The following is a 21,885-nucleotide window of genomic DNA, read 5'->3' as shown; positions in this document are numbered from 1 at the left end:
GTTCGCCCTCTCTGCACATCATCATTGATAGCATCGATATGTGGTGCGCGCACGATTGTGACTCAAGCAAACTATCCTTGGCGTTGCCGACAAACGCAATCGATGGATGTCTCCTTGAACAAGGCCAGCGGGGAGCGACACGCGCCGCTCCCTGCTGTCGTGGTCATTCGGCCGCGATCGCTGCCGGTTCGTCGTCTTCGGCATCGAGTTGGTCTTCGCTGTCGCCGTCTTCTGAAAGGAAGTCCGGCAGCGTGGCCTCGTCACTGGAGCCACCGTCTGCGGGCGCATTCCCGGTCTGCCCCTCGTCGAGATTGGTGAGACGTAGCGGTTCAGGGAGCCAGCCCGTGTCGGCGAGCAGGCGTTCTGCTTCCTTCGCCATGTCGCCCTTCTTCAGATGCTCGATGAGCTGGGCGGCCCGTTCGCCGGCGCCCTCGCGCACGGCTTCGAGGATACGGGGCTTGGTCACGCGACCGAGGTAGTTGCCTGCCGTGGGCTTCCAGCCCGCAGCCACCATGTTCATTCCAGTCGCGCGCGCGAGACGATCGGCCTGTGCCATGCGCACGTCGAGACCGTGCTGACTGACGCCCGAGCCGGAATATGGGTTCGGACGCTCGAACAGCGCATTGACGCCGTAGCTGACGCAAAGGGCCAGCAGCTCCATGCGCGTGCCGTCATCAAGATTGGTCAGCCAGTCCCAGAGAGCCTGATCGTCGGCGGGAACGTGATCCCCCAGCGTTCGTGGCGATCGTTCACCGCGTGGGCGGAAGGGCTGTCCTTCAGATCCTCAGACTGGGCCGAGAAGAAGATGTGGCGAACATTCGCCTCGAGGCAGCCGGTCGGGTTGGTGTGGACGAACGTGTCGCTGAGGAGCTTGTGCAGCAACATCGTCATGGCGACGTGCGGATTTTCCGCCAGCGCATTGCGCAGCGCCAGCGTGCGATGGGCCGTCAGCTCGATCACGAGACGCTCGGGCAGCGGTTTCAGGCCGTCGTCCTCATCCTCGTCGTTGGTCTGGACAGGCTGGCCGCCGATGGTGATGACCGTGCGCTGGATGGCAGGCTCACGGATCTCACCGGTTTCAGGATCGATCTCTTCGTCCTGTGCGTCGTGGTCAGTAGCTTCCACGGGCCTTTCGTCTTCAGGCCGGACGTAGCCGCGATCCAAGGAGAGCGAACCGTCGGCATCGATGCTGACGAAGACGCCGGCGATGGCGATCTCGTCCGGTTCGTAGCGGACGGGACGGTTGTCGAGGGCTTCGATAGCCGCCTCGATCTCGCCCAGACGGGCATCGACTTCGTCTGGAAGCTCATCGGCGGCCTCGTACTCGGTGGTCAGGCGGTCGAGTTCGTCCTGCAGCGTATCGCGCGTGGCCTGCTCCTCCGCCGTGATGTCGACAGGGATTCCCCTGATCTCGCGCAAGCCGTGGGTGACGCCGTAGGGGATGCTGGCGGCGGCCTCGACCCATTTCCAGCCTTGGACGGCAACCTCATCGGCGATCGTCGTGAGCTTTTCGGACACGAGCCGGTCCAGAAGCCCGGCGTCCTGAAGCCAGCCGCCGTTGTCGGATTCGAAGAGATCGCGCAAGACGGTGCCGCCTGCGGCCTCGTATGCGTCGACGCCGACGAAAACGGCCCGCTTGTCGGACGCGCGCACCGTCGTCTCGGTCAGCATGCGACGGATATGATAGGGCTCCTTCTGCCAGCTATTGCGGATCGCCTCCCAGACCTGCTCCTGGCGCGCGTGGTCGTGCGACACGGTGAAGGCCATGAGATGCTTCAGCTCCATGCCGTCTTCGGCATAAATGTCGAGCAGTGCAGGCGAAACCGACGCCAAGCGCAGCCGCTGCTTGACGATATTGACATCGACGAAGAACGCTGCGGCAATGTCCTCTTCGGTCATGCCCTTGTCGCGCATGGCCTGGAACGCGCGATACTGGTCGAGCGGGTGGAGCGGCGCGCGCTCGATATTCTCGGCCAGCGAAACTTCGTCGACGAGGATTGCGGCGTTTGCGGTCGATACGACGCAGGGGACCAGGGTGGTCTTGTTGAGACGCTTCTGCTTGGCGAGCAGTTCGAGCGCGCGGTAGCGGCGGCCACCGGCGGGCACCTCGAACATACCGGTCTGCTGGCCTTCTCCATCGAGAACGGGGCGCACATGAAGGCTCTGGATCAGGCCGCGACGCGCGATCGACTCGGCCAACTCCTCGATCGAGACGCCGGCCTTCACGCGCCGGACGTTCGACTGGCTCAGCACCAGCTTATTGAAGGGAATGTCGCGCGAGGACGACAGAGTGATCTTCTGAACGGCAGTTGCCATGTTCCTTACTCCGCGACGAGCGCCGAGAGCCTCTCTCTCGAACCCGAACTCGTCACGAAGCGAAGCGCCACCCTCTCACTCTTGGAGGGCAGCGCCACGGATACGGAGAAGCGGAAGGACACGAAGGCGCAAAGCCGGAGACGCGGAAGACCGCACGTCCGGCTTCACGGAAGTCAGGCAGCGCGGTCGAGCAGCTTCTTGGCCTTGCCCTCCATGTCGAGGCGAGCATCCTGGTGGGTCTTGTCGCGCGCGACGGCGGTGATGCCTTGGACGAAATCGAAGATCGACTCAGGCGGCCGGCCTTCCTCGGTAAGCACGGTGTCGATGATCCTGCCGGTCTCGGCCTTCGAAAATCCGCGCTTTCGCAAGAATTCGGTGCGGTCCTCGTCGGATTTCGCGACGACCCGCTCGCGGGCCGCCTTGATGCCGTTGATGAACGGCATCGGCGAGGAGTTCGCGAAATTGAGCAGCGCCGGCGCAGCTTCGTGGGCGAAACGGGATGCCGCGTATTTGCTGTGACGGATGGTGATTTCCTCGAAATCCTCCACGCCCCACAAATTCCTGTTTTGGCAGACCGCGCGGAGATAGAAGCTCGCCATGCCGAGCGTCTTCGCGCCGACTTCGGAATTCCAGCAGTAGAAGCCGCGGAAATAGAGGTCGGGTGAACCATCGGGGAGCCGACCGGCCTCAATCGGGTTGAGATCGTCCACGAGGAAGAGGAACACGTCGCGGTCGGACGCATAGAGGGTCGTCGTGTCCTTCGTGATGTCGACGCGGGGATTGTAGACGCCCGTCGACCAATCGAGCACGCCGGGCACCTTCCATCGCGTGTCGCCCGTGCCATTGCCCGCGATTCGTTGCACCGCCTCGACCAGCTCGTGGTCGTAGATCCGACCATAGTCGGGGCCGGTGACGGCGCGCAGTTCAATGCGGCCGTTATCTGTTTCGAGCGTCTTGATCTGCTCAGCGCGTTATCTGAACAGTCAAGCTGTCTCAGCGGACTTTCATCAGCCGAAACCAGCCGATCTGGCGGCGTTGCGCGGTTTTAGAACGGGTGAGACACTCGGGAGTATCTGGAGGGCTGCTCTTCGCATTGCGGTTCGTGGTTTTTACGACTGCTCAGCGAACCGAATGCGACTGGTGAAGGGATTTCTTTCGTGCAGACTGCTCCGCGGCCGTACCGGTCGACCACCTCACTTACGCTCAAAGCATCTCGCCGATATCTGACGCGCCGCTGGGATATGCGAACATGGTGGTCTTCAACTGCTCTGCCGTCAGCCCTTGCCTGATCGCCAGTGCAAAGATGTTGATCACTTCGTCAGCGTGCGGACCGACAAGATGGGCGCCGAGGATGCGGTCAGTGTCCGCGTCGACCAACGTTTTGAAGCCATACACCGTCTCGGCCTGCTGGCGTGCGGTGAACCAGCCGTCCACGCGCTCGGTCTTTACGCGAACGTTCAGGCCTTTCTCACGCGCCTTGGCTTCGCTCATGCCGACGGCTGCGATCGGCGGGATGGTGAAGGCGACACTCGGAACGCCTGTGTATTCAGGCCTGACCGTGTTGCCGTTGAGCAGGTTCGCCGAGACTACCTTCGCGTCATGGCTTGATACCGGAGTGAGCGGCGGTCCTAGGCCGGCGGCATCACCTGCTGCGTAGACCGCGGGTTGGAGACGCTTTGCAAAAATCCGTTCAACGCCAGCCGCCCGTTATGGTGCTTTACGCTCCCGGCATCGAGATCGAGCGTCGCGAGCGCCGGCGCCCGACCCGCGGCATGGACGACCAGATCTGCGTCCATATCGAGTTCGCCGTCAGGACAGTCCGCCCGGACGCGATAGCCGTCTGATACCTTCTCAATGGCGGTCACCCCTGCCTGTGTGCGGACATTGATGATGCCGCGCTCGCTGAACTTGTCCATCAGCCAGCCGACGAGATCGGGGTCGAATTGCTTGAGCATTCGCTTCCCGTGCTGAAGAATTGTGACCTGTGCTCCGGCGCGCGCCGCGATGTGCGAAAACTCGGCCGCGATATAACCGCCGCCGACAAGGACGATGCGTTCAGGCAGGCTCTCCAGTTCCAGGAAGCCTTCATTGGTGATCAGGTGCTGCTCGCCCGGAATGCCGAGCGGCACGGCCTCGGCGCCGGCGGCGATCACGATACGGTCCGCCTCGATCCTCTCTCCTCCGAACTCGAGCGCATTCGGGCCGATAAAGCGAACGTGACCGTGGAAGGCGTGAATCCCTTTGTCGGCAAAGGCTTTCTCACGCTTCTGCGGTACCGGATCGGTGAAGCTGCGCTTGAAGGCCATCAGTCCCGTCCAATCGAGCGTCGCGTCCCCTTCGATTCCACGTCCGCTCATGCGCCAGGCGTGATCAGCCGCCTCGGCGCCGCCGACCATCATCTTCTTCGGATCGCAACCGCGCAAGGCGCAGGTGCCCCCGAAGGGCCGGAAGTCCGCGACGGCGACGCTCCAGCCAGCCGCACGAACCCTGTGTGCTGTTACGATCGCAGCCGTTCCCGTGCCGATGATCGCAAGGTCATATCTCTTCGCCACTAGATCTCCTCCAACATTGTCACGTTCGACATCCGAGCCTTCACGGCTCAGCCGGCGCAGCATGAGAGCTTCGCCACGTCCTTGTCGAAGGCAAGAGCCGCGAGCTTCAGGCCCTCAACGGTGGTGAGATACGGAAAGAGCGTATCCGCGAGGTCGTCGACGGTGAGGCCGTGCCGGATTGCCAGGGCCGCCGTCTGGATGCTGTCGGCTCCCTCCGGTGCGAGGATATGCGCCCCGAGCAGCCGGCCGCTGCCAGCGTCGGCGACGAGCTTGATGAGCCCGCGTGTGTCTCGGGCGGCAATCGCGCGCGGCACCTGGTCGAGACCGATCGTGGAGACACGGACGGCGTGGCCGGCGGTCCGCGCAGCCGCCTCTGTCAGCCCGACGCTCGCCACCTGCGGATCGGTGAAGACGATGGCCGGCATGGCACTGTTGTCGTAGCGCAGGCTGTCGCCGTTGAGGGCGTTCTTCGCCGCGAGCTTGGCACCGTAGGCGGCCATGTAGACGAACTGATCGTGACCGGTGACGTCGCCGGCAGCGTACACGCCCGATCTTGTCGTGCGCATGCGGTCATCGACGAAGATGCCGCCCTTCGGCGAGAGAGCGATCCCATGCTCGGCGAGCCCGAGACCTTCGATATTGGGCGCGCGGCCCGTCGCCACGAGCACCTGATCGGCGTCGATCGTGACGTCCTTGCCGTCGCGATGGACAGTGAGTGCAACACCGTCCGCGGTCTTGCGGATCGTCCGGTACGTGATGCCGGAAATCACCGCGATGCTCTCGTCCATGAAATACCCCGTCAGCGCCGTGCCGATCTCGGGTTCGGCCTCCGGAAGGAGACGCGAGCGGCACACCAGCGTCACCTCGACGCCGGCGCGGGCGAACATCTGGGCGAGTTCGGCCCCGATATAGCCGCCGCCGATCACGAGCAGAGATCGGGGCAGCGCCTCGAGATCAAGCGCCGTCGTGCTCGTCAGGTATGGCACGGTCTCGATGCCGGGGATGACAGGGACGGCCGGTCGCGCGCCGGTCGCGATGATGATCTTGCCGGCTGAGACAAACGTGCCGTCCACCTGGACGCCGCCGTCCACGATGCGCGCCGGCCCTTCGCGATAGGCGATGCCGTTGTAAGCCGGGAGCAGGTCGGCGTACTTGGCCTGACGTAGCTCGAAACCAGCGCGTCCTTCTGACGGACGGTTCCGCCCCAGTCGGTCAGTTCGGCCTCGGCCGTGATGCCGGCGAAACGTGCCGCGGCTCGGGCATTGTGGAGCGTCTCGGCGGCGCGGATCAGCGTCTTCGACGGCACGCAACCGATATTGACGCAGGTGCCGCCGATGGTGCCGCTGCCGATGAGGGCCACCTGGGCGCCCTGATCGGCTGCCGTGATCGCGGCCGAGAAGCCGGCCGAGCCGGCGCCGATGATGGCAAGGTCGTAGGAACCATTGTTGCGGCCATTCGTGCCAAGGCGCCGATGCGTCACGGGCCTGTCCGGCGATGCCGTATCGCCCGACGATTGAGGCTCACCTTGTGTCTCGGCCGCGTTGTTGCCGTGGCCGGCGATTGTGCCGATTCCGGCAAGGCTGGGCCCGAAGATCGCCCGACCTGCTTCGAGAGCTTCCTCGATCGACAGCCGGAATCCCGGCTCGTCTGCAGGACGCTGCCGGCGCCACGCGGCGAGGTGATCGTCGGAACAGAAGAAGGATGTTGCAGTGCACAGCGAGTTCGCAGCGCATCCGCCTTCGTAATGGACGCTGAGCCATACGACGGCCGTCGTCGGCTCAACGTCGGCCAGAGCCCGGCCCCGTTCCTGCGTGGTGATCCGGACCGGCGCGCCGCAGTGGCGGCAGCGCGAGACGATCGAGATGTCTTGGTCGGTCATAGCGCCGATGCCGAGCGCGTCGACCGCGCACATCGCAGTAAGAGTGCGTCCGTCCAGTGTGACCCGGTGGCCGGTGTCGCGGTCGGTGAAGGGATACGCGCCGACAATCATGTCGCCATCGAGTACGACGAGGTCGCGACGGCGGAGCTCTTCGAGCAGCGCACGGACGGCTTCCTCGCTCAGCCCCGCACGCTTGGCAAGCGCGCTTGGGGTCGGGGCTCGCCCGTGTTCGGCGTAGAGCTGTAGCAACGCAACGCGCACGCGATCCGTGGCCGCCTCGTAGCCGCTCCAGCGGTTGAGCACATGGTCGGAGCCGACCATGGCCAGCAGGGCCTCCTTCACCACGGGTGACGAAACCACCGACCAGTCCGGAAACGTCACACCCGGCCGCACGGCCAAGCTCGGCACCGTTGCGGATGTAGAAACCGTCGCCTTGTCGCGGGACGCGGAGGATGTGCAGCAATCGTTCATGGCTTCAGGCCTTCATTCAGAATCTTCGTGTTGGAACAGACGACCTTTGCACGGCGATGATGGATGCCGCAGGCGACAAGCCCGAGGCCCGCGGCGATCAGGGAAAGCACGACCAGACCCGAACCCGTCAACCACGCGCCGAGGCCGGCCAGCGGCGGGGGCACGGCAAGGAGTGGCGCCGCGCAGCAGATCGCAACGACAATGGCGCCTGCGGCGCCGGTGCGGATCAGGGCGCGGTCATGCATGTCAACTGCCTTGCTCCTGCGTCGGGCGGGCCGGATAGCCGGCATTCATGCTGGCGGCCGCGATGGCATCCGGGGTCGTCTGCGCGTCGTCGAAGGTCACGGTCGCGGTCTTGGCTTCGAACGAGACGGCCACCGTCGAGACCCCGGGGACCGCCGCCATCGAGGTCTTCACGATGTAGGGGCAGGAGGCGCAGGTCATGTTGTCGATGGCGAAGGTGACTGTGCGTTCGGTAGCGAACACGGCAGGCGCGGTCATCACCGACATGATCAAAGCAAGAGCACTCAAACTCTTCTTCATGGGACGGGTCTCCTCTTGGTGTCAGGCGGAAAGCAGCAGCGGGGCGACGTAGTCGAATGCGAAGGCGGCCGCGACGAGCACCGTCGCAAACCAGAGCGCGATCTGGACAATGCGGCTGGGGATCGGGCGCGCGCAGGCAGCATCCTCGGCGCAGGCCCGCCTCGGCTTCCAGTAGACGAGATAGAAGCCGTAGCCGAGAACGCCCGTCGTCCCGGCGACGAAGAGCGGCTTGTAGGGCGCGAGCGCCGTCAGATTGCCGATCCAGGCGCCACCAATGCCTAGGCTAAACAGGATGAGCGGGACGATGCAGCACGAGGAGGCGGCAAGCGCGCCGAGAATGCCGCCGACGGCGACCAGGCGCTGCCGTCCGACTTCGGCTCGGTCCGACGCGAGCACGTCGGTCGTGGCGGACGTCATGCCCGCCGTGCTGGGTCGCGATATATCCATGTCCGATCTCGCTTTCCTTGCCGAAATCCTCATTGCGCAGTACCATGCGGTCTGTAGCAACTACAGGGTCAAGAGGGATTTTTGCGATGCGCGATCACGCTGGCGTGAAGGGCCTGCAGCGGGCTGAGCTCGCCCGGCGGACGGGCAGCAATCTGGAGACTGTGCGCTACTACGAGAAGGTCGGGCTCCTGCCCGAGCCACCGCGCACGGCGGCCGGCTACCGCAGCTACGACACGACGCACGAGCGGCGCCTTCGCTTTGTGCTGCGGGCACGCGAGCTCGGCTTCTCACTCGACGAAATCCGCGAGCTGTTGCGCCTGGTCGACGAACGCGACCAGCCCTGCGCCGAGGCAAGCGCGGTCGCCGCCGCGCATCTCGACGATGTGCGGGCGAAGATCGCTGACCTGAAGCGCATGGAGCGGGTGCTCAAGGACGTCGTCGCGCAATGCGCCGACGGCACGCGGCCGGAATGTCCGCTGATTGAGGCGCTGTTCCGGGAGCGAACTGTCAACTGATCGGGTCGAGGAGCGCCTATGCGGCGCCCCTGACGTCGTTCCGGCAAGCGTTGCCCTGCTGGGCGTGCAGCCAGTCGGCGATCTGCTGCGCCTTGGCTGCGGCGGTGAAGATCGCGCGCTTGTCGGAGCGAAGCACCTCGAGCCAGGAGGCGATATAGCTGGCGTGGTCGGGCCGCGGCTCGACGCTGAGATGGAGGTCGGCGCAGATCATGGCGCTCAGGAGCTCGACCGTGCATTCCTCCATAGCATAGGCGGCCGAGCCGAACCGTCCGGAGAGATCACGGTCGAGGCGATGCCTGGCGCCGGAGGCGTGCCCGCATTCGTGGAGCAGCACGGCGTAATAGGCTGCGGCATCGCGGAAGCAGGCGAAGTCGGGCATCTGCACGTGGTCGGTGGATGGGCGGTAACAGGCCTGCGATCCGCCGTGGCGGATGTCGATGCCGAGCGCTGCGCAGAACCGTTCGGCCCGCTCGATGCGCTCGGCCTCGGGTAGCACCGGTATCTCGGGCGGCGTGTAGCCGTCGACCTGCGCGCAGTTGAAGACCGTGTAGCCGCGGGCGAACATGCGCCGGGCGGGCTCGTCGCGATCCTCGTCGCCGTCCTGTACGTCTGCCTTGCCGTGGCGATCGACGGTCTTCCAGAACACGACGAGGTGCCCGCGCTCGCCCTTGCGGACCTGGGCGCCGAGCGCCTGCCACTGGCGATAGGTGCCCCAGATGCCGGCGGGAAAGCCGGCGGCGTGCGCGGCGGCCCAGAGTGCGATGACGTTGACGCCACGATAGGCCTTGCGCGAGGCGACGTTGACGGGCGTAGTGATGGCCGATCCGTCGTGGTGCCAGGGCATCCGGTACTGGTCGGCGCCGGCCTCGATGGCGGCGATGATCTGGCTGGTGACACGCTCGTAGATGTCGTTCCGGGGCTGGGGTGTGCGATCGGTGGTCATGGCTGCCTCCTGTGTTCGCCCTCTCCGTCGAGGGCGAGGCGGCAGGGGCAGACGCGGGAAGCCGGGCCGTCACACCCTGTTCTCGGTGCTGGTGCGGAACAGGGTTGATGGGCCGGCAGCGTCTGCCACAACCCGAGCCCTGCCTCGACGGGCGAGCACGGGAGGCAGCCATGACCGGCGAGCGGCGCCTGGACCGGTCAGGATGAAGCGCGGCTGTCAGCCGGTGCCGTCCAGAGGCGGACGCCGCAACGGGACGACCCTGGCGTCCACGGATCGAGACAGCTCCGCTCGCAGACCTTCGATGACGGCATCTCGCTCGGCGAGCTGCAACGTCAGCATCTGGATGTGCTGCGCGAGCGTCCGGGTGAGCGCCCGCAGCTCCGCCATCTCGGCACCACGCACGGCGCGTAGTTCCGCTTCCAGAGCATGGATGCGTTCCTTGAGGGCCCTGGGCGACGATCGCCGCAGGCGGGCTTCGGCCGCGCGGAGCTCGGCGAGAAGATCGCCGGCCCGGTTCGCCGTCGCTCGGCTGACGCCGGCCTCGCGCGCCAGGTTGGCGACGGTCAGCGCCCCGTCGGTGCGTTCAGGGCGGCCGTCGAGCAACCGCTTCATGGCAGCCCTTAGCGCCGCTTGGCTCTTCGGCCCGAGCGCGGTCATGCGTCACCGTCCATGAGAGGCGCGATCAGCCGGCACTTGCGCTCGTTGTCCCGCAGGATCGCCGTGCGCTGCAGCGGCGATAGACGCCGGTCGGCCAGAAGCGCTTCGCCCTCGACGATCGAGGCCTGCCACGGTTCGCGGTGCCGGGCGGTCAGGCAGGCGTTCGGGCACCGGTCGGGGCTGCAGCGCGATAGGGCCGGCGCCGTCCGCTCGGCATCTGGCGCGCCGGTGAGGCAGAGCGCGGTCGCTGCATCGAACAGGCAGTCGTTGAGGAAACCGACATGCAGGGTCCGCCCGAGATGGGCAACCATGGTGCGCAGCCGCTTGCGGTCCAAGATCCGGCCGGGAAGATCGCCAAGTTCCTCCTGCACGCGGCCGAACTCGCGTCGCAGTCGCGCAGCACCCGGTCCCGCCGGGCCTTCACGGCGAAGATAGGCCTCGTAATGGGCGACAATGTCGTCGAGCTGGCCGAGTGCACGTTCGCGCTCGATCGCCAAGCGGAAGTCGGCCTGCGCCGATCCGGCATAGCCTTCGAACATGGCGACCGAGGCGTGCTTGTACTGGATCTTGCCGGCGACCGTGCCGAACGGCCGGTTGGCGATGTACCAGGCGATCGTGCGTCGGAGCTGCCGGGTCGTAAACTTCCAAGGCTCGTCGCCGATGCGCGGAATCGCCGGCGCGGCCTCCGAGCGCGTGTCGAGGCCCTCGCGGAAAAGGTTGAGTGTCGGCGTTGCACCCATCCCGAGATGATCGTTGCTCCAGGGCCAGTCCTTCAGCGCCACCCACAAGGATGACAGTTCCTTCTCTCGGCGATTGCGTGCCGAGAGAACCTCCATCACCGCGACGGCGCGAGCGACGGGCTCGATCGTGATCCAGTCGGCCGTGACGCCGCGCGCGCCATGGCGCTTGTACACCGTGCTGCGCAGCCGGTACCGCTCGACCAGGCCGTCGGCGCTGCGCACCGGCGACACGCAACCCGGCTGCATCGCCTGCACCTCGCTGTCGCGCATGCCGGTGAGGTAGGCGCAGACGAGATAGCAGGCGCCCTGCAACATCCGTTCTTCGCGGGCGAGGCTGAGGCCGTCGAAGCGCTCGCGCCATGGCAGTCCGGTGTCCGGATCGATCGAGATCGGCGTATCGAGCCCGCCGATCTCGGTTCCGAGCTCGGCGGCTGCCTTCTCGATCAGTCGTGCAGTCGGCTCGGACTGGCTGATGCGGCCGCTCTGCGGAGCGCCGGCGTGAAGGCGCATCAGATGGAGATTGTAGGGCGGGGTCTCTTCGCCGGTGAGCGGGTCGATGCGGCGGGCCACATTGGGCGCGTGCTCCCAGATCGGCACGCCTCGGCCCATGGCCCGGCGCACGTCGAGCCACTTGGCCACGCGGGCGCGATAGTTCTTGGCCACGGCCCGTCCGGCCCGCGCGTCCCGCGCCATCAATCGGGCGCAGCGGGCTTCGAGAGCGTCAAGCTCGGCCCGCGCCGCGAGGATATCGGGCGCATAGACCTCGACATACTTGAGCGCCCAGCGCAGCATGGCGCCGATGACCGGCTCGGGAATGCGCGGCGTGGCGTTCTCGGCGGGCGCTGGCGGCCGGCCGGCAACGCGGTGCGCCGCACGTCCACGCCACGGCAGGAAACCGATGCCGCCGCCGGTTAGCCATGGCGCCAGGTGATGCAGGTCGATCGGCACCTCGACATACTTCACCGTCTCGTGAGGCGTTCGCCGTCCGCCGTCACGGGCATACGCCAGATAGGCGTCGAGCAGCGCCTGATCGATCCGGCTGAGATCGACGGCGCCAGTCCTTGCGCGGAGGAACGCGGCGAAATGCTGGATGTAGCGCAGCAGGCGGATCGCCGAGGTCGCGCCGCAGGGCGCCCGATATCCCGGCACATGGATGCGCAGGCGGGCGATCACGTACTCCTTCGCCAGCCGCCGCGTGACGGGATCGGCGATGCGGGCGAGGTTCAGCCGGTAATTGCTGTAGCGGGCGTTCACCCGGAAAATGGCGGCGCCCAGGTCCCAAAGATCGTCACCGAAGCGCGGAAGTCGCGTGCGGTCGGCATCGTCCCTGACCGCCACGCCGGCAAGCACGGGCTCGTCGTTGCCATAAATGGCCGAAGGCAGCGACGCGTGCTGCGGCAGCTTGATCGGTGCCGGCATCATGGCGCTCTCGCTTCGGGCGGCAGGTAGAGGAGCGCGGGGTCCGATGACCCAATCCGACGGGCTTCCTCGATCTCGGCGTCGGCGAACCGGGGCAGAATCTGTTCGGCGATGCGTCCGTGAACCCGGCCGAACTTGGCGATCCAGTCGGCTTCGCTCAGCACCTGCCGCTGCGCCCGGATGAAGTTGAGGAAGGCCAGGAGCGCGGGCACCTTGCGGGCGGTGACCACGGCATTGCTGCATTCGAGACACCCCCAGAAGGGGGACGGACAGGCCTCTCCCTCCGAGCCGAACGGGCTGTTGTAGAAGCCGCCGCAACTGGCGAGCCAGACGTCCTGCTCGCCGCCGAACAGCGCCTTGACCGCGGCGGCGCCGACAACGGGAAGGCCGGTCGCCTTGTCGGGATCGGTCTGGACGGCCGCTCCTCCTCCGACGACAGGACACAGGGGGAACGCGGCGTCGAGCGCATCGGTCATGGCGTCGGCAATTGTCGCCTCGTGCAGATGACGAAGCGCGGGAATGTCGGCGTAGTGGTCGGCCGCGACCGCGACAGTGTGGCCGACGGCGAAGCGGTCGAGCTGGCCGCCCGTGCGCCGGTACCATGCCGCCTTATGCGTCTTGCGCAGGCGCGTCAGATTGAGGCGAAGGCGTTGGCCCCGCTCATCAAGGATGCCGTGCCGGCGCGTCCATGAAGCCGCGAGCTCCTTCATGCTGAGCACCCGAGGGGTCAGGCGGCCCCAGGCACAGTGCGCCCAGAGCGTGTCGGCGCCGAGCCGGCTTCTCGCCGGACCGGTCCACTGCAGCGCCTTGCGGATCAAGCCGCCCGGCGTCGAGGAACCGCCGTCGCGCACACGCAGCCGCTTCCACTCGGCGCCGCGCGCCCGACGCTTGCAATACTCGATCTCGACATAGCCGCCCGCCGGGTTCTTCAGGCAGTCCGCTCGCAAGCCCTTGATCGCTTCGATCTCCATGCCGGTGTCGAGCGAGATAAGCACGATGAGCGGCACGAGATCGGCGGCGATGAGATGCCGGCGGCCATGCAGATCGTGGATCAGGCGATCGTTCGGCAGGCCACTCTCGCGGCGGAGCGTGTAGAGTCGCTTGAAGAGAGGGTGCCTGTGCCCGATGACGCCTTCCGCGTCGATCACTTCCATTACCTGTTTGTGGGTTGCTGCCAGCGCCTTGCTCCGATCGGAATCCTCGACCGCCGGAATACGATCGGCCTCGCCCAAGCGGCGGATGATGGCGGCGAGATCGGTGCGCGCCGCCTTCCGCAATGCCGCGGCGACATCATCGCCATAGGCATCGCGCGGCCTGGCGCGCACGCCGGGCCGATCGCTCGTGTACATCAGCCGGCGTGAGGCATCGGGCGGCAGGTGGCTGGGCTCCGCGGCCTCGGCAAGCCGCAGCAGGTTGAGCACCTTGCTCATGCGGTGCAGGCGGTGATTGGGATGCAGGCCGCTCCCCTCCATCCAGGAATCGAAGCCGTCGATGCAGACGGCACTGACGTCGGAGAGACGGGCGACGTGCGATCCGGCGGAATCGAGATAGCGCCAAAATGTCTTGAGCGCATTGGCATAGGCGTAGGCCGTCGAGATCGAGCCGGCCGGACCACCGACCTGGCAGGCGCGCCAGAGCGCGCCGGCAAAGGTCCGCGCCAATGCCTTGCGGCCGGCGAGCATCGTCAGGTCGATCGTCTTGCTGCGATCCGCCAGCGTGACGGTAAAGCGCAGCGATGCGATCGCAGCGGCGGCCTCGCCCTCGGGATCGGGCAGCGCCTCGGGAAAGAGGGCGCGGCGACCCGGCCGCCGCACCGATGGAGCCGCCGCGGCGGTCATGCCGCGCCGCCAGCCGTGTCTTCGGCCCAGCGATCCGCGGCGGCCTCGACCAGCTCCTGCGCCTCGGCGAGGCTGTCGAGATAGATGTAGGTGCTGGTGATACTCGCATGCCCCAGCAGGTGCTGGAGCTTCTGCAGAGGATCGCCGAGAATCCGCCGATAGGCTGCGCCGTGCTGGTCCTGCGGATCGAACACGGATCCGATCTGCTCGCGGATCAGCATGGAGAGCATGTTGACGGCGAAGGTGTGCCGCAGCGTGTGTGGCGTCACCTCGACCTCGATGCCGAAACGGCGGCAGCGGGTGCAGGCCCGCCGAAAGGCAGCTTCCCAAGTCGCCGAGGGCACGGGCTTGCCGCCTTCAGTCAGCCAGAGCAAGGCATGCTGCGCCTGGCCGGGCGTGCCGACCAGCACGCGGCGGCGTTCGCCCAGCGTCAGACGGTCGAGCCGGACACGCTTGCCCGCCGCGTCTGTTGCCTTCCCGTCCTCCAGCATCAGCCAGAGCGGATCGGACACCGAAGGCTCTGAGCGCGCGGCAGAGACCGTGCGCTCGAGATCGACATAGTCGCCGATCAATCTCAATACCCGGCGGGGAACGCGGATGCGCCGTGGTCGTCCGCCCTTGGCGATCGGACCGGGGAGATCGAACGGCACCGAGCGCGATTCGGGATCGGTCAGGCGCGGCAGCTCACTCAGCAGCAGACTGCCGGCCTCTGTCAGCCGCAGGCCGGTCGTGACGAGAAGCTCGGCAAACAACGCATTGCGCTCGCCGTTGCGGCCGCGCCACGTCGCGTCCTCCGAGCCGTCGGGAAGCCGGCCGCGCAATCCCACCTCGCGGAACAGCAGGTAGCGGCCAAGATCGATGTAACGGGTATCGTGGCGCCGCGCGGCGCGCTCGCGGGCACGGTTCGTCGTCACAGCGAGCACTGCGCGGCTACCGCCGGCCCTGCGAAGGGTGGCGCCGTAGCTGAAGGGCGAGATCGCAATGATTCCTTCCTCGACAGCCCAGCGATAGAGCTTGTCGAGCGCGGCAACGCTCCGGTTCCAGCTCGCAGCCGAGATGCGGTAGGGAGCTGCCGACAGCCGACGCGCCCGGTGAAAGGCCAGGACATCGTCGCGGCCGGCCTGCCAGACCGTCTTGCCGCCGCGCCGTTCGACAAGAAAGCGCGCCCAGACGAGAATGTCGCGGGCGTAGGAGCGCCACGTGTTCGGCGATCGCGCTCCCATAGCAGGACAGGCACGAAAGAACCGGTTGAGAGCGAGATCGTAGCTGCCGTCATCCATCAGGATGAACGGCATGCCGTGAATCAGCCCGGTGCGCTCGACCGCGTCGAGCGCACCGGGCGCGAGGCTCACTGCAAGGTCATCAAGGAAAAGCGGACGCGAAATAGTGTCAAGATCGGTAAAATACAAATGCACGCACGATACCCAAGCGGAGCGCCTTCGGCGCAACTTCATTGTTTAGAATGCGAGGGGTTCCCCTCGCGCTCTCCCTCTCGCCGCGTGGCAGGGGTGCAGGACTTAGCCTGCACCCCATGAACAGCTTGTCGTGCCGCCGCCGCGTCAAGCGTTGTCCTCGCTACGCTGCGGGAACGCTTGACCCGGACGTCTGAAGAGCTTCACCGGAGCCGTGGTGAGGCGCCTCCAATGCATGATTCTGAGACAGGATCACAGAGTCAGGATAAGGCCCGATGCGAGGTCAGCCCATATTGCAGGTTGATGCCGGCCAGGGCGGCAGGGAGCTGGCGCAGATAGGCGGCGGGAGCTCCGACCTGGCTGGCGAGCTGACCGAAGCTCCAATGCGTCGGTGCGACGGGCGTGTCCGAGCCCGGCAGGATGAGCGACAAGCGTTCCGGATCGGTGCGGCTCGCCTCGACATGGATCAGCGCGGTTTCCACCACGCGTGTCCGGCTGCGCTCCGACCGACCGCGCACCGAATCCGCCAGTTCCGACAGGGACAGATAACGCTCATCGTCGGGGCGCGAGAACCATTCCGAGGATACACGGCCGATCCGCTCGCCGCGGCTGACATCCACCTTGTAGCCGCCGCTTATGTCGCGGCGCGCGTCGAGAACCTGCATGTTCATGGGACCAAACTCCATGACGGGCGCCGAAAGCCTCTCTCTCGGCACTCAACCCATCACGGAAATCCCGTCCACACTCTCACTCTCGGGGGCGTTGCGGGGGTTCCCCGCAGAAGGGGGCGGCCGAGACTTCGGCTCGGCCGTGGGGGAAGGCTTTCCCCTCCAGGTTTGTGTTCAGGCCGGCGCGGCCAACTCACGATGTATAGGGGGACGCGCTTCCGACGTGCTTGCGGGGTGCTTTGAACGGCCCGTCGAGAAAGAACGCCAGATATTCGGCTACCAAACCCAATTCCTCGTTCTCCTTGCCGGTCGGCGCCCGTGTGAAAATTTCCAAGGCAGTCGCGAGCAGCCGGTCGTAGGGCCGCGGATGGATGGCGAAGCGCGCGGAGAGCGGGTAGCCGAACTCTGTCGCCATGGCAGCGAAGATGGCACGCTGGACATGGCCGTTGCCGTCGAGGAATGGGTGAATCTTTCCGAACCAGCAGAAAGTGTAAGTCAGGGCGATGAGCCTGCCGAAGTCGTCTGGATTGGTGTCAGCGAGCAGGTCTCCCGCATTTTTCAGCAGTTCGGCCATCCGCGAAGCTACTTCGCCGGGCAGGCAGAATTCATATTCTGTGCCCAACTCGAGCTGGCTTTCCGCCGAAATCCTTCGATCGACTAACGTGGTGTTGGCGGTGCCTCGATAGGTCCCCGCATACTCGGCATGGCTCGCAGGAGCAAAGGGAGCGAAAAGCTCGCGGTGCAGCTCCCGCGGATCCGCAAGGATCGCCTGCCGCCGTTCAGGATCGGTTTGGATTTCAACAAGGAGCCGGTCGCATATGGTTGTCATCTGGCTGTCGTAGCCGACTGCGCTATGAGCTTGCCATTTCGGTGTCGGCTGTTTCACCCCGCCGTCTCCCTTCCATTTTGCAGGCGGTCTCATCAGGACACCTTCTCCCGAAGCCAGGACGACAGTCCCGCGTCGAGGACCATCCGGGCGAGCTTCTGTGGCCCCAGAAGGATGACGCCAGTCGGCTGATCGTCTTCGGGCAGCTCGCCCGTGTGCCACACAAAGAACATGCGGTCATAGGCCTCCGCCTGCGCCAGGCGCGCCACATAGTCGTTCAGGGCCGCGGGCGTCGCCTGAGACTTGACTTGGACGAACGCCCGTTCGGCGGTGCTTGGCAAGATGAGCTCCAGATCGACCGTCTTTTGCGTGCGCCCGACCTGGCTCACGCGTCGCCAGCCGCTGGTCGAGAACACGAGATCAACGAGGAGTTCGAAATCCTGCCAGGTCAACAGACGCATGAGCCCCACGATCGCTGTCACGAGGGCGCGTTCCGCCTCCTCGGCGGCGGCGACCTCCGGAGAGAGCTGGTCGTTAAGTTTTCGCAAGAGATAGTCGGCGGCCTGGACGTCGCAGATGGTGCCACGGAACATCTGCACCTTCAGCAGGCGGCCTGAAAGCCGATCAGCAGAGAGGAGGCTGCCGCCGATGCTCGTGTTGCGCCAGCCGTCCACAGTCGCGCGACGATGGCTGCGATCCTCCAGAAGTTCGACCGGCCCTGTGGGCCGTGCCCAATAGAGCAGGCCGCCGACGAAGGTGATGAAGATCGATTGTTCATTGGCCTCGTAATAGGCACGAATCTGGTTGACGTCCCTGGTCGCGGCGCCTGCATCGCCGCGGACGAGCTTCATCGCCTCCCAGACGGCCTGCCAATCGCCTCGCATGCAAAGGTCATGGGGCGCTTCGCGATAACCGAAGCGAAGCACGCCATCCCGCAGGCTCTCAGCCTCCCAATCGCCGCCGCGGCCGAGCTTGATGTAGTACGAGCGTGACGCCGTCACGGCAGAAGGCTGGATGTTCATCCCGATCAGGCCCCACCATCGGTCTGATCGGTCGCGTTTTCCTGCACGGAATCGAAGCCGAAGATCGCAGGGACCTTCTCGCCCTTCACCGGTTCACGTCCGGTCAGCTTCTCGACCTTCACCTTGGGCCGGCCATAGAGAGCTGGGTTGGGAGATCCCGGCGTCGGAAAGGGCACGAGCGACAGAGGCCGGCCGTCGATACACCGGTCCTGTAAGATCGAGGGTAGGAAAACCTGAAGCACGTCGTTCCCATAGGCCATGGTGAAGAAGGCGTAGGGCACGGTGTCGATTCCCGCGCGCCGCCGCATCAACATGAGAACGATGAGGTCGTTGCGCATCGGACCGGGAATGAACGTCCGAATGATGGGAAACTCCGCGACGAAGTTGCGCGAATGGTCCGTGTCGCGGATCCAGTCATAGGTCTCCTGGAAATGCTGGGTCTCGATGTCCGGGATGAGGGTAAGGCCGATCTTGACTAGGCCCTTCAGCGCAGCGACCGGGATATAGGTGTCGCGGTGGAGTTCGAAGCGAAGCTGCTTGGCCGCCTCGTCCACCACGAAAAATGGATCGTCTTCGTACTCCTTGAGCTGAAAGCCCGTACCCGAATATTCGACACGCCAGCCCTTGTCGGGACCTGGCTTCTTGATGGTCGGGACGCCGCTTCGGCCCTTGATGCGCGAGAGGGTGCGCATGGGCTTGGTCCAGTTCCCGAGATGATTTTCGATACCCTCGCCGAAGAGATGGTTGCAGGCGTCGCACTCATAGTTGCTGAAAAGGCCTGTGTTGCCGAAGGCCGCTGGCAGCGCGTGGGCTTCATCCTTGAAAGTCACGGCCGGCTCATCCCGGCGGCAGAAGCGGCAATGCCGAGGATGTTCCGCGCTTCCGAGCGTCAGCTTCTTGCCGGGCTCGAGGAAAATCGGCTCGGTTCCTGCATAGTGTTTGTCGTAGAAGTCGGCGGCAGCGATAGTGGCGGCGTCGAGATCGGTCATCGGTTTTCTGCCTCCATCATGCGCGCCGCAGCATGCGCGGGACCTGCACGCGGTGATAGCCGTGGGAGTGGACTTCCTCGCGGAGCTGCTTGATGTCGTTGACGCCGAAAGCCACGGCGGCCTTCAACGGGCTGGCGAAGGTCGCATAGAAGGTCCAGCGCGCGCCGGCGGGCAGCGTCGGGTTTTGCCGCCGGTCGGTGATGACGACGTCACGCGGGTCACTGCTGTTGCGGAAAGCGTAGAAGGTGAACCAATCGGGCCGGCGGTAGCGCGTCGCCTTACTGAAGGGCACGGACTGAACCTTCACGTCGGTCTGGTCGAGCACCCAATCACGCTGCTCCAAGATCTGCCGCACCATGTGGCCGACCATCTGCTTGACGCGATCGGCCAGAACCTCCTCGCGGAATTCGGCGAGGAGCTGCTCCTCGATGCCTTCGACGGCGGGCTTGCTCAGTTCCGACGCGATTTCGAGGCGCGCGACGTTGTCGTCCCGCGTGAGGAAGCTCCAGATGCGCTGGCCCAGCTCGGAGTCATAGAGCGAGGCAAATTTCTCCGGGCGGTAGGTCAACATGAGCGTCCCTCCTTTACCGGGCAAATATGGACGGTTATAAACTCATGTCAATGATGGGCGACGGGCGCCCGCTGATTCCGCCGGGGAGGCTGGGTTGGACTTCGAAGATCTCGTGACGGCCTTGGCCCCGCCAGCGAACCGGGTCGGAAAATCGGACGGTCCACACGAACATCATCTTTACGAGGGGGCGGTCATGCTCGCCTTCGCGATGCATCTGCTCCGCACGCAAGGCGCGCGGGACGTCCGCATCCATCCCGATGGCGAACACGGAAAGCAGTTCGACTTCACGGCCTGGCTCGGCCGGCGCGACTTTGCGAAGATTTCCAGCATCGGCGGCACGGCCTACGGCGGCGCCTATCGAAACTCCGCTGGTCAGATGATCACCGTCCATCCCAAGTCGGGGCTCGGCGATGTTGTCGCCGAGGTCGAAAGCCACGTTATTTCAGCCGAGTGCAAGGGCGGCATCATCAACACGCGGCACCCGGGCCAGGTCTCGCGGCTCTACCGCGGCCTGTGCGAGACGGTCGGGCTGCTAATGGCGACGCCATCGCAGGGTCGTCAGATCGCCGTGGTGCCGCTGACCGAGGGCACGTTGCGCCTGGCTGAGCGGCTTGCGCCGCGCTGCGCGTTGGCCGGAATCGAAATCGCCCTTGTCGGCAGCCGCGGTGAGGTCATGGATGTGAAGCCGGGTGCAACCGGCGAACTGGCGGCGGAAAGGATCGGCCGATGAGTGAAGCGGCGAGCGGTCCCAGCGACGCGATAATCTCTGCTATGTCGGACCTGTGGCGGCTACGTCCGCCAGGGCCCGACAACATCATGGCTCATCCGGCCTTCGAGCGACTGCGGGAAGCCTGCCGTGACGATTATCCGAATGGCGGCAAGAAAGGACCGGGTTTTGCGCTTTCGGCCGCTTTGCGCGCTCTTGGCCTTCCTTGCGGTCTGCGGAAGGAAACGGTCCATTTGTCGTTGCCGGTGGAGGAGGCGGCAAAGGGCCTCGATGCAGCGATGCGGGCGACCAACGCCAAACGCATTCACCTCGTGCCGCTCGATCTGGCCGATGACCTGCCGTCGATCGCGTTCGGCCCCGCGAAGCTCGGCCGGCTGACTTCGGACGAACTGCGGACCCTCGTTGATGAGGCTAGACTGAAGCGGCTCTATCCGCGGCAGGATTTCGACGCCGAGCGCTTTTCCGAATTCCACTGGCTGGTTGTCGAGGAGACGGTGGCGCTCGACCAGGAGCCCGAGGCGCGTGCCGTCCCCGTGCTGTTCATGGACCTGAGCCGAGATCTGGGCCAGATTGAACCGCACAAGGGGCGGTTTCCCGGCGCGGTCGAGGAGGCGCTGTTCTTCCTGCTGTTGGCACCGTGGGAGAGCTGGTCGACGATGGCGGAGGTCGACTGGCGCGGCTTCCGTGTCCCGTGGGTCTACACCGTCGATGGCGACATCTTCGTCCACCTCAACACTCCGCCGTCGCCGGATACGCTGAGCTGGGAACCTCGTATCTACGACGACGGCTATGGTGGGACCATTGAGGAGGAGCGGCCAGTTGAGCTGCACCTGGAAGACGAGGTCGCAACCGAGCTGCCGGTTTGGGATCAGAACCGTTGGACGATCGTCGAGCAGGCGAAGCAATCGGTTCTGTTCGAAACGCCGATCACTCACTTCCTGGTCCGCGCGTTCCTGGCGGAAGGCGTCGACGAGTTTCTGGCGCATATCACGACGATCGAAGCGGCGCTGGGCCTGCGCGCCGACTATCAGAAGAACTTCCGGGTGGCGCCCGATCGCCACAAGGGAATGAGCCCCACGAAAAGGATGCGGGGACGCGTCGCCGGGCTTCTCGGCGATCGCCGCTACGCCGACCAGTATGAGCGGCTGTTCGACGTGCGAAGCGCCTTCCTGCATGGCCGCGCGATGACAGCCATCTCGACGACCGAGCGGGTGATGGCCCGCTCGCTGGCTCGGGAGGTGGTGGAAGCGCTGATCCTCGCCACCCAGGCTGGCCCCATTTCGTCCCGCGAGGACTTTCTCGACGGTCTTCTCGATAAGGGCGCACCGCTCATCTAGCCGACAAGCCACG

General features: G+C 65.5%; 17 protein-coding genes and 4 pseudogenes. 3 read left to right on the top strand and 18 right to left on the bottom strand.

Annotated elements, in window-relative coordinates:
• Nucleotides 1-163: 163 nt before the first annotated feature.
• The 8 genes and pseudogenes from HK436_RS01060 to HK436_RS01030 all read right to left on the bottom strand — a co-directional run bounded on the left by HK436_RS01060 (nt 164) and on the right by HK436_RS01030 (nt 8,208).
• A pseudogene (locus HK436_RS01060) lies at nt 164-2,316 on the bottom strand (ParB/RepB/Spo0J family partition protein).
• Nucleotides 2,317-2,489: 173 nt separating this feature from the next.
• Nucleotides 2,490-3,287, bottom strand: a pseudogene (locus HK436_RS01055) (DUF932 domain-containing protein); the annotation flags it as partial.
• Nucleotides 3,288-3,519: 232 nt separating this feature from the next.
• Complete coding sequence (locus tag HK436_RS33965; protein ID WP_312860452.1) at nt 3,520-3,807, bottom strand: oxidoreductase dimerization domain-containing protein; 288 nt, start codon at nt 3,805-3,807, stop codon at nt 3,520-3,522.
• A 137-nt stretch (nt 3,808-3,944) separates the two neighbouring features.
• Entirely contained in the window at nt 3,945-4,931 is a 987-nt protein-coding gene (locus tag HK436_RS01050; protein ID WP_312860451.1) for an FAD-dependent oxidoreductase, read from the bottom strand.
• A pseudogene (gene merBA / locus HK436_RS01045) lies at nt 4,916-7,218 on the bottom strand (bifunctional organomercurial lyase/mercury(II) reductase MerBA). The gene HK436_RS01050 and the pseudogene merBA overlap by 16 nt, the downstream one beginning before the upstream one ends.
• Nucleotides 7,215-7,463 carry a hypothetical protein gene (locus tag HK436_RS01040; RefSeq protein WP_036742955.1) on the bottom strand — a complete coding sequence of 83 codons (249 nt, stop codon included), beginning with the start codon at nt 7,461-7,463 and terminating at the stop codon, nt 7,215-7,217. The pseudogene merBA and the gene HK436_RS01040 overlap by 4 nt, the downstream one beginning before the upstream one ends.
• Nucleotide 7,464: 1 nt before the next feature.
• Nucleotides 7,465-7,761 carry a heavy-metal-associated domain-containing protein gene (locus HK436_RS01035; RefSeq protein WP_012112816.1) on the bottom strand — a complete coding sequence of 99 codons (297 nt, stop codon included), beginning with the start codon at nt 7,759-7,761 and terminating at the stop codon, nt 7,465-7,467.
• A 21-nt stretch (nt 7,762-7,782) separates the two neighbouring features.
• Entirely contained in the window at nt 7,783-8,208 is a 426-nt protein-coding gene (locus HK436_RS01030) for a mercuric transporter MerT family protein (protein ID WP_039194744.1), read from the bottom strand.
• Nucleotides 8,209-8,294: 86 nt separating this feature from the next.
• On the opposite strand from HK436_RS01030, the gene HK436_RS01025 reads away from it, so the two are divergent.
• Nucleotides 8,295-8,723, top strand: coding sequence for a MerR family transcriptional regulator (locus HK436_RS01025; RefSeq protein WP_012112818.1), 429 nt, complete (start codon nt 8,295-8,297; stop codon nt 8,721-8,723).
• Nucleotides 8,724-8,739: 16 nt separating this feature from the next.
• Here HK436_RS01025 and HK436_RS01020 read toward each other — a convergent pair whose 3' ends face one another.
• From HK436_RS01020 to HK436_RS00975, 10 genes and pseudogenes are all read right to left on the bottom strand, one after another.
• Entirely contained in the window at nt 8,740-9,666 is a 927-nt protein-coding gene (locus HK436_RS01020) for an ArdC family protein (RefSeq protein WP_012112819.1), read from the bottom strand.
• A gap of 216 nt (nt 9,667-9,882) precedes the next feature.
• On the bottom strand, nt 9,883-10,323 hold the full coding sequence (locus HK436_RS01015; RefSeq protein ID WP_012112820.1) for a hypothetical protein: 441 nt from the start codon (nt 10,321-10,323) through the stop codon (nt 9,883-9,885).
• Nucleotides 10,320-12,485, bottom strand: coding sequence for a hypothetical protein (locus tag HK436_RS01010; RefSeq protein WP_012112821.1), 2,166 nt, complete (start codon nt 12,483-12,485; stop codon nt 10,320-10,322). Before HK436_RS01010 ends, HK436_RS01015 begins: the two co-directional genes overlap by 4 nt.
• Nucleotides 12,482-14,320, bottom strand: coding sequence for a site-specific integrase (locus tag HK436_RS01005; RefSeq protein ID WP_173186671.1), 1,839 nt, complete (start codon nt 14,318-14,320; stop codon nt 12,482-12,484). Before HK436_RS01005 ends, HK436_RS01010 begins: the two co-directional genes overlap by 4 nt.
• Nucleotides 14,317-15,672, bottom strand: coding sequence for a tyrosine-type recombinase/integrase (locus tag HK436_RS01000; protein ID WP_245283067.1), 1,356 nt, complete (start codon nt 15,670-15,672; stop codon nt 14,317-14,319). Before HK436_RS01000 ends, HK436_RS01005 begins: the two co-directional genes overlap by 4 nt.
• 329 nt (nt 15,673-16,001) lie before the next feature.
• Nucleotides 16,002-16,403 (bottom strand): annotated as a pseudogene (locus HK436_RS00995) (DUF932 domain-containing protein); the annotation flags it as partial.
• Nucleotides 16,404-16,593: 190 nt separating this feature from the next.
• Nucleotides 16,594-17,286: a Fic family protein gene (locus tag HK436_RS00990; RefSeq protein WP_206680469.1), complete on the bottom strand. Its 693-nt coding sequence runs from the start codon at nt 17,284-17,286 to the stop codon at nt 16,594-16,596.
• 35 nt (nt 17,287-17,321) lie between these two features.
• Nucleotides 17,322-18,248 (bottom strand): restriction endonuclease, encoded by a 927-nt coding sequence (locus HK436_RS00985; protein ID WP_173186667.1) that lies wholly within the window; start codon nt 18,246-18,248, stop codon nt 17,322-17,324.
• A 5-nt stretch (nt 18,249-18,253) separates the two neighbouring features.
• Nucleotides 18,254-19,237 (bottom strand): HNH endonuclease, encoded by a 984-nt coding sequence (locus HK436_RS00980; RefSeq protein WP_173186665.1) that lies wholly within the window; start codon nt 19,235-19,237, stop codon nt 18,254-18,256.
• Between the two features lie 16 nt (nt 19,238-19,253).
• Nucleotides 19,254-19,808, bottom strand: coding sequence for a hypothetical protein (locus HK436_RS00975; protein ID WP_173186663.1), 555 nt, complete (start codon nt 19,806-19,808; stop codon nt 19,254-19,256).
• Nucleotides 19,809-19,902: 94 nt separating this feature from the next.
• Here HK436_RS00975 and HK436_RS00970 point away from each other — a divergent pair, with 94 nt between their 5' ends.
• Complete coding sequence (locus HK436_RS00970; RefSeq protein ID WP_173186661.1) at nt 19,903-20,538, top strand: hypothetical protein; 636 nt, start codon at nt 19,903-19,905, stop codon at nt 20,536-20,538.
• Complete coding sequence (locus HK436_RS00965) at nt 20,535-21,872, top strand: hypothetical protein (RefSeq protein ID WP_173186658.1); 1,338 nt, start codon at nt 20,535-20,537, stop codon at nt 21,870-21,872. Before HK436_RS00970 ends, HK436_RS00965 begins: the two co-directional genes overlap by 4 nt.
• Nucleotides 21,873-21,885 lie beyond the last annotated feature (13 nt).

Source organism: Neoaquamicrobium sediminum, from assembly GCF_013240295.1.
GTDB classification, from domain to species: Bacteria; Pseudomonadota; Alphaproteobacteria; order Rhizobiales; family Rhizobiaceae; genus Aerobium; species Aerobium sediminum.
Note: the sequence above shows the minus strand (reverse complement) of the source record. Positions and strands in the feature narration are given on the sequence as shown.